This is a genomic window from Laceyella sacchari, from assembly GCF_004343255.1.
GTDB lineage: Bacteria > Bacillota > Bacilli > Thermoactinomycetales > Thermoactinomycetaceae > Laceyella > Laceyella sacchari.
Genome location: NZ_SMDD01000001.1, coordinates 1,044,958 through 1,059,778, shown reverse-complemented (window position 1 = coordinate 1,059,778; position 14,821 = coordinate 1,044,958). Strand labels below are relative to the sequence as shown.

Here is a 14,821-nt window from a genome sequence, read left to right as displayed (position 1 = left end):
GTCACGCTTCCATCTCCCGTTCAGCCATCATGGCTAAGGCATTTACAATCGCCACCGCCGTCGGACTGCCTCCCTTGCGGCCCAAATTGGTGATAAATGGCACATTTAGCTTTAACAGCTCCTCTTTCGACTCCGCCGCAGATACAAAACCTACAGGCACACCCACGATGAGCCCCGGTTTGGCTACACCCTCCCGAACCAGGCGGATCAATTCCAACAGCGCCGTGGGGGCGTTACCGATCGCGAAAATGCCGCCTTCAGCCTCGGCGACTGCTTTTCTCATCGCCACAATCGCTCTGGTCGTCCCCAACCGTTTGGCTTCTGCCATCACATCGCTGTCAGAGATATACACCCGCACATTTCCACCGAATTTACCCAAACGCATTTTGTTGATCCCAACTTGCACCATCTGCACATCAGCCACGATCGGCTTGCCGGCTTGGATCGCTTTGATGCCCGTTCGCACTGCATCAGGATGAAACACAACACTTCGGCCCAACTCAAAGTCGGCTGTTGCATGAATGACCCTCTGCACGACGGGAAATTGCTCCGGCGTAAAATCATGCGCCCCCAATTCATCGGCAATCATTTGAAAGCTTAAATCCTCAATCTCCTGAGGTTTGGTAGTTACGGGGCGAAAAGTCTCACTCACGGGACATTCCTCCTAATTCTGCTCGTACCTGATCCAGCACTTGATCGATCTGATCCAAAACGCGGCCATATTCGATCTGCGGCCGGGAAATAAGCACTACATGTAACCCCAACTCCAAAGCGGCTTCCACCTTCTCATCAACCGAACCGAGTTGCCCGCTCTCTTTGGTGATGACGGTGGTCACTTGATAATGTTGGTACAAGGTCTTGTTCAATTCTTTGCCAAACGGCCCTTGCATAGCGATGATGTTCTTCTGCTCCAAACCCAACCGTTCGCATTTTTCCATGTTATCCTTGCGTGGCAACATCCGGGCAACCAACCGCACGCCCGGTTCTGACAACAATCGCTGAGCGAAGATGTCCAACGTTTTGCTCCCTGTCGTCAGCATGACCACCCCTTTTCGGCGCGCCGCCGCTTCCGCCGCCTCTTGATAAGAGGATACGGTCTCGATAAGTGGATGACGCTCACCCTTCCATTCCGGTCGTTCGTAGCGGAGATATGGGATACCTGCGCTTTCAGCCGCCTGAATCGCATTTTTGGATGCTTCTTCTGCAAACGGATGGCTGGCGTCCACCACCATGGTAGCGCCTTGTTCCTTTAAAACAGCAACCATTTCATCCGCCGTCAATCGGCCCACCCGCACAGAAACGCCCGCTTCCCGCAAGCTGTCGGCGGCACTTTCGGTCACAACCGAGGCCACGAATGGATACCCTTCTTGTTGCAACAAACAAGCCAACTCACGGGCATCACTTGTTCCAGCCAACAGAAAAATCACTGCTGTTCCCCCTTCAATGGTCATGATGGTGGTCATGATGATGATGGTGGCAACCGGTCGCGACCGCCTGTTTGGCCAAGGTTTCCCAGTCCAATGCCTGTCCCTGCTCCAACTGGTCGACGCGGCGTTTCCAGATGTCTACCAACCCTTCGTCACACCCAAGGTAAGAAACCATCACCGCTTCTGCACCGACGTTGGTCTCATTAAACTCCCTCACCATCCTCTCCATCCGCTTGATCAGCACGCCAGTAAATAAGAAATATGGCAACACCACCACCCGTTTGGCACCCAGTCGAAGGCATCGGTTCAATCCTTCATTAAGCCGTGGGTCCGTCACCCCGATGAAGCAAGCTTCCACCCACGGTACAGGCAATCGTTCCCACAACAAGCGGGTGAGCTTATACAAGTCGCTGTTGGCGTCGGCATCACTTGATCCACGCCCCACCAGCAGCACGGCCGTCTCTTCCGTTTCTCCAGCCTTAAGCACGCTCTGAAGCCGCGCTTCCAAGATGGGCAATACCAATGGCTCCACTTCAAGCGCCCGCGCGTATACAAACCGAACATCGGGATAAGCCGCTTGTGCCTCCTGCAAAAATAAAGGGATGTGCACTTTGGCATGCCCTGCCATGAACAGCATCAGCGGAATCACTTTGATCGAAGTGGCCCCTCTGTCAACCGCTCGCTTCACACCGGCATGCATGTCTGGCTGGGCAAATTCCAAGAAGCAGGTCTCCACAATCGGTTCCGTAAACTTGGTGGCCATCTGTGCGGTGAATTGCAACAATTCTTCATTCCCTTCAGCATCACGGCTGCCATGACCCACAAACAATATCGCTTCCATCTCGTTCTCTCCCATCTGTTGAAATTGGACGCGACCTGTGCACTACATGCTCTTCCGAGCAAGAACGATAACCTCCCCCCGCCTAATCGCCACAAGCTAGCGGTTCAATCGTGATCTGGCCTTCGGTGTATCGGAACCCACCAATCTCTTCCACCCGTTTGAAAAATTTATGGAAGCGCTCATTGGGCTCAGCCTGTTCTTTATAGGCGCGCACTGTTTGTTCAACCGCGTCAATTAACTCATCAGGGGTGAGCCCTTCCGCCACCCGCTTGGCCACTTGGGCGTTGCGCCCAATTTTCTTGCCTCCCAGAAACAAATCATACGTGCCACGACGATGAACAATGGCAATATCCTCAGTCACCGCTCCGTAGCAAGCCATCGCACAACCGTTAAACCCGATTTTCAGCTCCTTAGGGACGCTCAAGCCCCCAATCCGTTTCTGTAATTCCTCCAACTGCGGAATCGACTCCCCCTTGTCCCCATCACAAAAATCACAAGCCTTCAATTGAACTACATTTCCTGCCGGCTCCAGAAGAAGTCCCGCCGCGCTCAACTGCTCCACCATGCGATCCGGGTTTTCCGTCGGCACTTTCAGCAACAACCGATGATCCGGCGTATAATGGATCTCCCCCTCTGCTCCAGCCACTTCTGCCAAACAGCGCATCTGCTCCGGTGAGATTTTTTTCTCTGCCAAGCCCGCTGACACCGCCACTTCAAAAATCGACGCGACGCCCGTCTCGCGCCTTTCCAACATCGACAGCGCTTCTTCAGCTAACTGCACGGGACTCATTTCGTCTGCCGCGTCCGGCGTACCCGCAGCATCAAGTGCCCACGGCTCTGCTTCTGGACGCAGGCGCTCGTGCGGTTTCAAAGCCTGCACGGTCTGGTCCAATGTATATTTGCGCTGATATCCACGCGGTGTAATCATCAATCCTTCATGCACAAACGTGCTCCCATTACCGATCAGCACGGTGGTGAGCATACCAATCTCGTGATCCAGCATCTGACCAAGAGTGGTCAACACCACCTGCTGCCGTTCGCGATAAGCGCTCTTCACCAATCCCACCGGGGTATCCGGGGAACGGTATTTCAAAAGGATTTTTTGCGTTTCAATGATTTGCTTGGTTCTGCGCCCGCTGCGAGGGTTGTACAAGGCAATGACGAAGTCGGCAGCGGCAGCGGCTTCAATCCGCTTTGATATCACTTCCCATGGCGTCAGATGATCGCTCAAGCTGACGGTGCAAGCATCGTGCATCACCGGCGCCCCCAACAGCGAAGCGCACGAGTTGATCGCCGAAATTCCCGGGATCACCTCCACATCGATGCCAGTTTCCGGGCGCCACCCTTTTTCAATCAACACCTCGTAAACCAAACCGGCCATCCCGTACACACCAGCATCACCGCTGGAAATCACCGCCACCTTTTTGCCAGCTTCCGCCAGCCTGACCGCCTCCTGCGCCCGGCTCACTTCTTCCGTCATTCCGGTGCGCACAATCTGTTGCGTCGTTAAAAGCGGACGGATAAGGTCTACATAGGTGTTGTACCCGACGATCACTTCACTCTCCATCAACGCAGAACGGGCACGCGCCGTTATGTGCTCCGCATGTCCCGGCCCAAACCCGACCAACAAGATCTTGCCGACTGGACGGCCCATCCAATCACCCCATCTCATGATATAATTGAATATTAATTCTATTAAAAATGTTCAACCATCAAAGCGAATAAAAGCTCCTTCCAACACACTTTGATCTGTCAGGAAAATGAAAAAACACCTTCCGCTCACTCGGGCAGAAAGTGTTTATAGGCGCAGAATCGCAGACACCAAGTAGACACATCCCACATGGGCACATGCATCTCTTGCCGTCCCTATAAACACCTCCCCATCCGCGTAGGTCAAGCGGTGTTGTCAGAAAAGGCAGGTCTCCTGGCTCATGGATCATCGTCTTAGTTTGAATCTGGCCTTCCCATCATCGACAAATGCAGTGGCCAAACTCAGACTCCCCATTCACAGTGGCGGGACCGCGTCGGATTCTCACCGATCTTCCCTCTTCGGGAGCGCAGATCTTGCGCTCCACCTTTTCCCACAAAGATATTCATTTTTTAACAAAATCATTATATTGAAATTGTAACTTACTAGCCTGCATATTTTCAATTTTTCCACCGGCATTATCGCAGAATAGACGCGTCATTTTAATCGGATGCTTTTAATTCCTTGATTATTCATAGTTGATTAACAGTTTAAATCAGGTCAACTTTCTGATAGAATACACACCCATTTCTGCGCCATTTCCATGCCGCTATCCAGGGCTCATTTTTCAAACACATACATCCTGCCGTTTGCCGGTGTGCCCAAGCGTGGCCCCTTAAATCCTCTTTTCAGGAGTTCTTGGCGTATGGACACCATCAGTATCCCATGGCTGACAATCAGCGTGTCTTCCCCGTTGCGGGACATGATTTCATCTATGACGTCCGTCAAGCGCCTCTGTACATCCTGTTTGACCTCTATTTGCGAGCGGTGATTGCAAAGCCAAGCTCCCCTCATAATCAAACCCCAGGCCCAAAGCGGCAATTTCACCTCTTGGTTGCGAAAAAGCGGACAGATCGGGATTTCACGCAATGCTTTTGTCACGGTGATCGGCCCTTGATAAATTTTGCGCGCTGTTTTTTCCGCCCGCGGCAAATCGCTGGTGAAACAGCGTTTCCATGCGATATTTCCTAAATCCACTTCGCCTTCTTCTATATCAGCGACATCATACTCCTGAATCCATTGCGATAATTCCTGTTGTGTCAGCAAAAATTTTTTCGGAAAATCTTTCTTCACTTTAAAATGACGAACCAAACCGATTTTCATGCATTCCATCCTTTCTGCTTGAAACAGCCGCCAGCGACCAGCGGAACAAGTGTATGAAAACAACGCGGAGATAGCGAAGGGCTCGTATTCCAATCTCCTTTTCTCTCGCTTCATTCACTCATCGGGAAAAGATTCTCCGTACATCACTTTTATCTTAGAAGTTACTCATTTTGCCCCATCAACAATCCAATTATATAATATTTTTTATAATCTAATAAATAAAATTGCAGGAAGGGGCAAATCTCATATCCATGCCCGCTCAGTGCCAACCTGCGAGCTCATTGCAAAGCGAGGTGTATCTCAATGGCAATCACACGGCTTCACCCTGGACGGCGTTTGGTGGCCTACTAGGGTGTGTCTGGCAAATCAAGTTGGTAGGGTAGAAACGGCGGAAAAACCTTTTCTCGAGGAGGCCGATGCACAAGTGAAGCGAATGAGAAAATGGTTTTGAAGCCACTTGCGTCAAGAAGGCTGACACATCCATTTGTCCCACGCGGGTTGTCGGCTTATTGGTAGCATGTCCCTTAACGATGGCTGCGTCTTATGCGCATGGTTGCTGAACGCCGCTTTCAAAAAACTGACTTTTTTGGGGTGTTGATTATCTAAATCTGCGCTACGAGATTCCACGCCTATTTGACTTGAAAAAAAGCATTGAATTACCCTCTCAAATCTGCTAGCGTGGACGGAAGATGCGCGTTGATTTTCAATATAAGAGGAAGAGAACAATGAATCAAACACATTCTGTAAAACAAAAAACATACCAGTTTCTGATTATTTTATTACCTATTCTCGTGACCCAATTGACTCTGTTTTCAATGAACTTTTTCGATACGGTGATGTCAGGCCACGCCAGCGCCCGTGACTTAGCCGGGGTGGCGATCGGTTCTAGCATTTGGTCTCCCGTCTTCACTGGGTTGAACGGGATTTTGTTATCGTTGTCCCCGATCGTCTCCCAATTAGTCGGGGCCAAGCGGAACAACGAAGTGCCATTTAAAGTGATTCAAGGCATTTACTTGGCGGTGGCCATAGCAGCCGCGGTCATCCTATGCGGGACTTTTCTCCTTGATCCCATCCTGAACGGAATGAGCCTTGAAACGCAGGTTCGGCAGATCGCCCACGACTATTTAATCGCGCTGGCATTTGGCATTGTGCCACTATTTATCTATACCGTCTTGCGTTGTTTTATGGATGCGTTGGGTCAAACACGGGTCAGCATGTTCATCATCCTGCTGTCCTTGCCAATCAATGTCGGGTTGAATTATCTGCTGATCTTTGGCAAATGGGGCTTTCCCCGGTTGGGTGGGGTCGGAGCAGGTTATGCTACGGCGATTACGTATTGGTGCATCATGTTTATCAGCTTCGCAGTGATCGCTCGAGTCAAACCCTTTTCCGACTATCGCGTGTTCTCTCGATGGTTCCGACTGTCTTTGTCCGCATGGAAGGAACAATTGAAGATTGGCGTCCCCATCGGGTTTGCGATCTTCTTCGAAACCAGCATTTTCGCCGCCGTCACGCTACTAATGAGTGGTTATGACACGGCGACTATCGCCGCCCACCAAGCGGCGTTGAACTTCGCATCGTTCCTCTACATGGTGCCCTTGAGCATCTCCATGGCCTTGACCATCGCCGTCGGCTTTGAAGTGGGGGCGAAGAGGAGCAAAGACGCACGCCAATACAGCTTCCTAGGCATCGGGATCGCCCTCTTGATGTCCGTGATTTGCGCCATCGCGCTGATTCTCTTCAATGAGCAGGTGGCCGGATTTTATACTACCGACCCTACCGTATTGGAACTGACTAAACAATTTTTGATCTATGCCATCTTTTTCCAATTATCAGATGCCATCGCCACCCCCATTCAAGGGGCGTTGCGCGGGTACAAGGACGTCAACTCCGCATTTCTGGTAGCCCTCATCTCTTACTGGATCTTGGGGTTGCCGATCGGTTATCTGTTGGCAAACTACCTGGCATTCGGCGCGTTCGGTTACTGGATTGGCTTGATCTCCGGCTTGGCCTTCGGCGCGATCTTCCTGATGGGCCGCCTGATACGAATCCAACGCCGCCACTCAGCACCGTCTCCCGCCAGACAGTTGCGATGACCAACAAACCGGAATACAGCAGGCTGATATCGTCCATCACAAAAAAACAGCACTCCCCACCATTTGGCTACACACTGGGGAGTGCTGTTTTTTATGAAGGCATAGGTGTCGGCGTCGGCGCCGCATAGCCATCCTTGTACTTGCTGTCGATGATTTGCCGAATCTCTTTCAACGATTTCCCCTCTTGCTTCAGCATGGCCGACTCCGCCGCAATATCTAGGCAAGTGCCGCATTTGGTGCCATGCGAATCCCATACGACCTGGCCGTTCGGTTTCATCTCGTGGATGAAGCAATCCAGATTGCTCTTATGTCCAACACTTTCTCCGCAACCGCAATAGCAGGGCATCGATTTCAACACATCGGCGTTCGCCGCGGCAATTTGGTAGATCTGCCCTACCTTGGGGTCTAACCCCTTCACAAATGAAGGCAACACTGTTACTCCCGCCGTCAATTCGCGAACATCACCGGCTACATGCTGTTGTCCGCCATGGTTAGCATGGCTCGTAGAATCGTGGGATTGTGCTCCCTCCTGAACGCCGCAACCGGCCAAACCGCCAACGATCATCAACGCACCCAGCGCGATCGCCCATTTTTTCTGTTGCACATGCATCCCCCTTCACCTCGAATTCGGAAAACCACATGAAAAATGATAACACACAATGCAACTAGGGTGTGTCTGGCAAATCAAGTTGGTGGGAAAGAATCGGCGGAAAAACCTATTCTCGAGGAGCGCCGATGCACAAGTGAAGCGAATGAGAAAATGGTTTTGGAGCCGCTGTCCTATTCATCAGACACGCCCTAGCCGCCGGGAACTTTTTGCCGACACTTTACAGCCGCAGAAGAGAGCGGGTGATCTGCATGCAGGCGCTTTTCACTTGCCTGATAGGATATGGTACCCTATCTTTATTAGGGCTTTCTTTCTTCCTTGTGGTTTTCGCGATGGCATATCAGACCAACTTTGGAAGCTTTTGTTTACTTGACTTGGAGGTTTTTGCTCATGTTACATATGTTGATTGCCGATGATGACGTGAACATCAGAGAACTGGTACGCTTTCATTTTCAGAAAGAAGGATTTACCGTGTTTGAAGCGGCAGATGGGGAAGATGCGATGCGAATTTTGGAAGAAGAGCAAATTCATTTGGCTGTGGTGGACATCATGATGCCGCGCAAAGACGGCTATGAGCTGTGCCAAGACATCCGCGATTTTTATGACATCCCCGTTATCATACTGACAGCCAAGGATCAGCTACTTGACAAAGAAAAAGGGTTTCAGTCTGGAACCGACGATTATCTGGTCAAACCGTTTGAACCAAAAGAATTGCTGTTTCGGGCCAAAGCATTATTGCGGCGCTACCGCATGGTCAATGCGGATTGCATCCAACTCGGGCAGACAGTGATTAACCGCAAAAGCTATGAAGTGCGGTGCCGCGGACAGACGATTATCCTTCCTTTGAAGGAGTTCGCATTGTTGTCCCAACTAGCCAGCTATCCCCATCGCGTTTTCACGCGGGAAGAGCTTATTCATTTGATCTGGGGGCCAGACTTCGAAGGGGACATGCGCACGGTTGATGTGCATGTGAAAAGGTTAAGGGAACGATTTAAACATAAAACGCATGATTTCACGATCAAAACCGTACGGGGAATCGGATACAAATTGGAGGCCGACACACAGTGAAAACACTATACATGAGGTTTGTGGCCACGACCATTTTTATTATGTTACTGAGCGGATTGATCGCTTTTTTATTGAGCAACCTTTATTATCAAATCAAATTGAAACCTTACAATAACGAAAAAATCACCCGCATGGCCAAAAATGTCACATCATTTTACCAAGCAAACTCCGAAGTCGACCTGCACCAGTATCTGGACAGCGTGGCTGATCTGGGTTATCAAATCGCTTTGACAGACGAACGCAAAAAACTGATAACATTCGGAAGGCCATTCAGCGGCACGACCTTGGCGCCGGCCGCCATTAACCACGTCTTGCGCGGACAAACATACCACGGCATCGCGCAATACCCCAAACAGATATTTGTGACCGGGTTTTTCGATGACGAATTGAGCAACACCATCGGCGTTCCCATTGATATCAAAGGGAAGCGCCACGCTCTTTTCATCCGACCCGACATTGAATATTTATTCGGGGAGATGCGGGTATTTTTCGCCGTGTTGGTCGCACTCACCATCGGCTTGAGTGTGGCTTTTGTGTTTGCTGGTACACATTACATCGTCAAACCGATCAGAATCCTGACTCGCGCCACGAAAATCGTCGCCCAAGGCAAATACAACCTTTCGTTAAATGTGGACCGCGAAGATGAAATCGGACAGCTGGCAAGGCATTTTACGCACATGGCCCAAAGCTTGCAACGCCTTGACGAAATGCGGCAGGAGTTTGTTTCCAACGTGTCCCACGAAATTCAATCCCCTCTGGCATCGATCCAAGGCTTTTCCAAAACATTGCAGTCGGAAGAGATTCCCCCTGCGCAACAAAAACATTATTTGTCTATCATCGAGAAAGAAAGCCATCGTTTGTCTTTGTTGAGCAAACAGCTGCTGACGTTGGCCTCCTTGGATAAAGAAGCCGGAGCGTTGGAAAAGACAACCTTTGATTTGGCCGACCAGATCAAACAAGTGGTTTTCATGATGGAGTGGCAATGGCGAAAAAAAGACTTGGCCATTGAGATGGAGTTACCGGAAACCTTCATTCAAGCCGACCCCAAATTGCTACATCAAGTGTGGATCAATTTGCTTACCAACAGCATCAAGTTCACTGAACGCGGGGGAACCATCACGATCAAAATTGACAAAGCACGTAAAAAAGAAATCGCCGTAATTGTTCAAGACACAGGGATCGGCATCCCGGAGCAGGATCTCCCGCGAATTTTCGACCGGTTTTACAAAGTAGACAAAGCCCGGGAACGGAATGATCATGGTAGCGGACTGGGACTAGCGATCGTCTATAAAATCATCGAAGCGCACCAAGGAAACATCGAAGTGGCAAGTCAAGAAAACAAAGGGACGACCTTCACCGTTCGCCTGCCCCAGATGTAACTTTCCATTCATTTGCCGTTCATATTTGCTTTCTATAATGGGGCCAGAACCACAGAAAAGGAGTGAATAAACTTGTTTCTGGCCCTAAGAGAGCTGAAATTTGCCAAGTTGCGCTATTTCCTGATCGGGTTTATCATGATTCTCATTTCCTGGCTGGTCTTCATTATCTCCGGCCTAGCCAATGGACTGTCCGCCGACAATGCCGCCGCGTTATTAAACATGAAGGCGGATCATTTCGTGATCCAACCCGACTCTGAAAACAAACTAAACCGATCGCAGATCCCTGAGGATAAATGGACGGAAATCAAACAAATAACAGCCGGGACAGGAGCAACCCCGTTAGGACAAAAAATGCTGTCCGTCACCAAGGCGGGCACCAAAAACAAAATGGATGTCACCCTTTTCGCTATCGACGCGAACCAATTTCTAGCCCCCGTCATTACCGAAGGAAGCCACTTCAACAATACGGACAAAAACCAAGTGGTGGTGGATGCATCCCTTAAGCAAGAAGGAATTGGATTGGGGGATTGGCTCCAAGATCCCGAAACAAATCAAAAATGGAAAGTGGTTGGATTTACGGAGGGTCACACCTTCAGCCATTCACCAGTAGTGTTTATGAATTTAAAAGATTGGGACGATCTAATCCGCGCTAATCCACAACTGAAACAAAGGTATTACAGCGCAATTGCATTACAAATGACTCCCTCTCAAGCTGACGAGCTGAAACGGGATGTGAGTGAGATCGATGTGATCACCAAAGAGGACGCGTTGCAGAATCTTCCCGGATATAAAGAAGAGCAAGGATCACTCTCCATGATGATTGTCTTTCTTTTTGTGATCGCTTCATTTGTACAAGCCGTGTTTTTCTATGTGATCACTCTGCAAAAAACCAATCAATTCGGCGTGTTAAAAGCGCTTGGCGCCAACACATCCGATCTGGCGCGCAGCCTGATGGGGCAAGTGATTTTGCTCACCGTCACAGCGATCTTAATTAGTGTCGGATTCACATACGGAGTAGAATCGATCCTGCCGGAAAGCGTGCCTTTCAGATTGGACGTAGAAACATTTTTCCTCTTTTCCGGATTGCTGTTGGTTGTGTCCGTATTGGGGTCATTGTTATCTTTGCGCCGCATCGCCAACGTGGATGCGATTGAAGCAATCGGGAGGGCAGAATAAATGAAAACAAAACTAGCGTTTGAAGATGTAAGCAAACGATATGGCACAGGAGACAACGCCGTAAAAGCGCTGGATCATGTCTCTTTTCATGTAAACGAAGGCGAATTTGTCGCTATCGTCGGCCCATCTGGTTCAGGAAAAAGCACCCTGTTGTCGATCGCTGGGGTGTTGCTGTCCCCATCCGCAGGTCGCCTCATCCTTGACGGCCAAGATATTACTAACCTTTCCGCCAAGGAAATGACCAAGATCCGGTTGGACAAAATCGGTTTTGTCTTTCAAACATCCAACCTCGTTCCTTTCTTGACGGTGCGAGACCAGTTGTTGTTAGTCGCTGAGATCGCCAAAAAACGCGGCATAGAGGCGGAACAAAAAGCCGATGAATTGTTGGCGCACTTGGGACTCGCTCATCGTCGCAACCATTATCCCGAGCATCTGTCGGGCGGAGAACGACAAAGGGTGGCCATCGCGCGCGCGTGGATGAACAGCCCTGAATTGATCCTAGCCGACGAGCCCACAGCCAGCCTCGACTCCAAACGGGGCAGGCAGGTGGTGGAGATGTTAGCGGATGAGGTTAAAACCAGGAGAAAAGCGGCGATCATGGTTACACATGATGAACGAGTGCTAGATCTGTGTGATCGGGTTTTGACAATCAAAGACGGCAAGCTGATTGCAACCGCCGGGATGAAAGCCGCCTCGCAACCGCTACACAGCCACCACTAACCTACCGGTAACACAAAACCCGATTTCCCGTATCAGGGAAATCGGGTGTCTCTGCCATGCAAACGGCACCGCTAAGAGGCGGCCGATCAGCAGGAACGAGATGAATTCCTCCGTTTGATGGTGGGCAATTGTTTGCCGATGAAAAAAAGGAGCGGGATAGATAAGGCAATCCCTGCCACGGTAAACGGTGCAAAGATCAGAAAGGTCTTACCTGTGATCCATTGATCGTGGAAAGCGAGATACAACAGCAATGAATTGATCGGCAAATTGCAGGCCACTGCCGTCCAAATCCCAGGGCAAGGCCGGCGCAAGGCAATGGTTGCCGCCACGTGGGGGAGAAACACATTTAAGAGCATGGCCAATATATATCCACAATTCAGATAAGACCACACACTTTCCGGTCCGTTTGACCAGCTTAGATAGGTTAATCCATATGCAAGAACGGTCAAAACCAAGACGGCAAACCGGAATTCTCGCTTCCCCACTTTGGCATGCCACTTACCCGCTGTTTGCGACCATGCAGGCAACCAAATCGCTTCTTCCAGATTATGCAACGTGACAACAATGGGAAACAACCATTGAAAATAAAGAAAAGACAGATCAAACACGGGTGCATCTCTCCTTATGCCAGCACTGCGCAGTCAAGTGATCCCCGTTCGACCATGTTGTCTTCGGTCGCCGAACCGGTCATTGTCACCTTTGATCATACTCCTTCATCCAGCTGAGTACAAGGTCAAAATGCAGCTGTGAGGACTAACCCGTCTATCTTTCACATATACTGTGGTCGATGGGGAGGTGGAACCGTTGCAGGAAAAGAAACATCCATCATGGAGGCAAATCACCATCGGCACGTTGGCTGGCATCAATCTGATGATGCTTGCACTAATCGCCGGGAAGGAAAGCATCGCCATTGAAGAATCCGTCCCTTCACTAGCTAAAACCCCCGAACACACTGCGGAGCGGGTCGAGTACGGGATGGAATGGGTCAAAACGACTACGGTTCCAGCATATGATCCACCCGCTATGTCAAAAGGCGCGGGTCATTGGGTCGTGGAACAGTACCGCGAAATGGAATACCATTATGATATGAACGGCCGTCTGCTGTTTAAACGGCCCACCAACCAATCCTCCTATATGCGTTATTTCAAACCGCAATAACAAAGCCACTTCATCCGGCGATGAAGTGGCTTTTTCTTTATGTGACAATCTCACTCCAGCATGTGCGAGTGCTGTCAGGGCATCCTTTCATCAAGTGGCACACTCCTTCAAAGAAAAGCGGATCTTTCCAACCCTTGGCCAGCTGGCGCGCTTCTTTAAAATGGTGCATCGCTTCATCCACGCGTTTCTGCTCCAGCTGGATACGCCCCCGCTGATAATGGCCCAACGCCCTTAAAGCGGGAAGATCTTGCTGGATCAATCGTTCCGCCAACCGATTGGCCTCAAGGTAATTCCCTTGATGCGAAGAAAGATGTGAACGCATGGCTAACCACATCGGCTGCTCGCTCTGTTCCAAGGGCAACCGCGACAGCGTCCGTTCTGCTTTGGCGACCTGGCCGCTAGCCATTTCCATCCACACATAGGCAAATAACAACGATTGATTGTCCCGAAACAAAGTTAGCCCTTTTTTGAGCCACAAGATCGCTTCTTCGGTTCGCCCCAACGCCCACAAATTCCAAGCCACGCCGTGATAAGCTCCTGCATGCTTTGGGTCCAATCCAAGCAAGCGCTGATACCAAGCTAAAGCTTGTTCATGCTCTCCCATCTCTTCATAATCATGTGCGATTGATTCCAAAATGCGGGGATGATTGGTTTTTTCATATGAAGCCAGACGCCAAAAAGAGACACTGCTCCATTCTTGACAGTGCCGATAGCAATGGGATAGATAATACATTGCTTCCCAATCGTCTTCATTGATGGACAAAGCGTGATAAAAATACGGAACCGCTTCATGATACTCTCCCAATCGATAATGGCACGCTCCCAGATTAAACCACGCATCCGCATGGTCGGGCAAGAGCGATGTAACCTTGGAAAACTGTTTGATCGCTTTGCGATCATCCCCCCGCTTAACGGCAATACAACCCAGCATTTGATGGGCGAACCCCACGAAAGAATCATGTGCTTCCGTACTGGCTACGATTTGAAAATGGCGTTCGGCTTCATGCCATTGCCCTTCGTGAAAAAGGCTCAAACCCAGATAAATTCGCCCGAGCAGAAAGTCGGGCTCCTGCTCGACCACTTGTTGAAACAGCTGATTGGCTTCCTTAAACATCGTCAGCCCATAGTAACCTTGCCCCTGCCGAAATGAACGCACCGCCGATTCGTGCAGCCACACCTCTTCTTCGATCTCTTCATCTCCACCGTCTAAATCCGGATACTTCTCCATCAATTTGGTCACTTGTTCCATGATTGCAGCCCAAGACTCCAGCATCTGATCACATGATTTTTTAATTTCACGAAATCGGTTGCGCCATTTGCTTTTTTCTGCAACCGGACTTTTGGGATACTGCGTCTCTATTTCATCTAACGCCTGTTCGACCAATTGTAGCCATTGCTGATGATACATCCCGCTTCCCCCTCGTTATTCCGACATTGCATGTGGTAAGTATGCCCAAATGAGGGGAAAGCCATGTACAACAACAACGCCCCCCCATAT

General features: G+C 50.1%; 14 protein-coding genes and 1 riboswitch. Of the genes, 6 read left to right on the top strand and 8 right to left on the bottom strand.

Features of this window, described 5'->3' with window-relative positions; translation table 11 throughout:
* Window position 1: 1 nt before the first annotated feature.
* From EDC32_RS05145 to EDC32_RS05125, 5 genes are all read right to left on the bottom strand, one after another.
* The gene (locus EDC32_RS05145) at window positions 2–652 is read right to left on the bottom strand and encodes a precorrin-8X methylmutase (RefSeq protein ID WP_281275210.1); all 651 of its coding nucleotides are present in this window, start codon (window positions 650–652) and stop codon (window positions 2–4) included.
* On the bottom strand, window positions 645–1,427 hold the full coding sequence (gene cobK / locus EDC32_RS05140; RefSeq protein ID WP_132220241.1) for a precorrin-6A reductase: 783 nt from the start codon (window positions 1,425–1,427) through the stop codon (window positions 645–647). Before cobK ends, EDC32_RS05145 begins: the two co-directional genes overlap by 8 nt.
* Window positions 1,428–1,440: 13 nt before the next feature.
* On the bottom strand, window positions 1,441–2,268 hold the full coding sequence (locus tag EDC32_RS05135) for a sirohydrochlorin chelatase (RefSeq protein ID WP_132220240.1): 828 nt from the start codon (window positions 2,266–2,268) through the stop codon (window positions 1,441–1,443).
* A gap of 82 nt (window positions 2,269–2,350) precedes the next feature.
* Complete coding sequence (gene cobJ, locus EDC32_RS05130) at window positions 2,351–3,922, bottom strand: precorrin-3B C(17)-methyltransferase (RefSeq protein WP_132220239.1); 1,572 nt, start codon at window positions 3,920–3,922, stop codon at window positions 2,351–2,353.
* A 243-nt stretch (window positions 3,923–4,165) separates the two neighbouring features.
* Window positions 4,166–4,362, bottom strand: a riboswitch (cobalamin riboswitch).
* 214 nt (window positions 4,363–4,576) lie between these two features.
* Entirely contained in the window at window positions 4,577–5,119 is a 543-nt protein-coding gene (locus EDC32_RS05125; RefSeq protein ID WP_132220238.1) for a histidine phosphatase family protein, read from the bottom strand.
* A 725-nt stretch (window positions 5,120–5,844) separates the two neighbouring features.
* Here EDC32_RS05125 and EDC32_RS05120 point away from each other — a divergent pair.
* Window positions 5,845–7,215, top strand: coding sequence for an MATE family efflux transporter (locus EDC32_RS05120; protein ID WP_106342420.1), 1,371 nt, complete (start codon window positions 5,845–5,847; stop codon window positions 7,213–7,215).
* Between the two features lie 91 nt (window positions 7,216–7,306).
* Here the strand turns inward: EDC32_RS05120 and EDC32_RS05115 are convergent, their stop codons facing one another.
* Entirely contained in the window at window positions 7,307–7,825 is a 519-nt protein-coding gene (locus EDC32_RS05115) for a PCYCGC motif-containing (lipo)protein (protein WP_106342421.1), read from the bottom strand.
* Between the two features lie 381 nt (window positions 7,826–8,206).
* On the opposite strand from EDC32_RS05115, the gene EDC32_RS05110 reads away from it, so the two are divergent.
* From EDC32_RS05110 to EDC32_RS05095, 4 genes are all read left to right on the top strand, one after another.
* Window positions 8,207–8,890 carry a response regulator transcription factor gene (locus EDC32_RS05110; protein ID WP_211341903.1) on the top strand — a complete coding sequence of 228 codons (684 nt, stop codon included), beginning with the start codon at window positions 8,207–8,209 and terminating at the stop codon, window positions 8,888–8,890.
* Entirely contained in the window at window positions 8,887–10,269 is a 1,383-nt protein-coding gene (locus tag EDC32_RS05105) for a sensor histidine kinase (protein ID WP_132220236.1), read from the top strand. The genes EDC32_RS05110 and EDC32_RS05105 overlap by 4 nt, the downstream gene beginning before the upstream one ends.
* Window positions 10,270–10,341: 72 nt before the next feature.
* On the top strand, window positions 10,342–11,445 hold the full coding sequence (locus EDC32_RS05100; RefSeq protein WP_106342423.1) for an ABC transporter permease: 1,104 nt from the start codon (window positions 10,342–10,344) through the stop codon (window positions 11,443–11,445).
* Window positions 11,446–12,165: an ABC transporter ATP-binding protein gene (locus EDC32_RS05095; RefSeq protein WP_132220235.1), complete on the top strand. Its 720-nt coding sequence runs from the start codon at window positions 11,446–11,448 to the stop codon at window positions 12,163–12,165.
* 86 nt (window positions 12,166–12,251) lie between these two features.
* On the opposite strand, the gene EDC32_RS05090 is transcribed toward EDC32_RS05095, so the two are convergent.
* Complete coding sequence (locus EDC32_RS05090; RefSeq protein ID WP_022738142.1) at window positions 12,252–12,773, bottom strand: HXXEE domain-containing protein; 522 nt, start codon at window positions 12,771–12,773, stop codon at window positions 12,252–12,254.
* Window positions 12,774–12,969: 196 nt separating this feature from the next.
* Between EDC32_RS05090 and EDC32_RS05085 the strand changes: the two genes are divergently transcribed.
* Complete coding sequence (locus EDC32_RS05085) at window positions 12,970–13,323, top strand: hypothetical protein (RefSeq protein ID WP_102992311.1); 354 nt, start codon at window positions 12,970–12,972, stop codon at window positions 13,321–13,323.
* Between the two features lie 37 nt (window positions 13,324–13,360).
* Here the strand turns inward: EDC32_RS05085 and EDC32_RS05080 are convergent, their stop codons facing one another.
* On the bottom strand, window positions 13,361–14,731 hold the full coding sequence (locus tag EDC32_RS05080) for a tetratricopeptide repeat protein (RefSeq protein WP_132220234.1): 1,371 nt from the start codon (window positions 14,729–14,731) through the stop codon (window positions 13,361–13,363).
* Window positions 14,732–14,821: the final 90 nt, after the last annotated feature.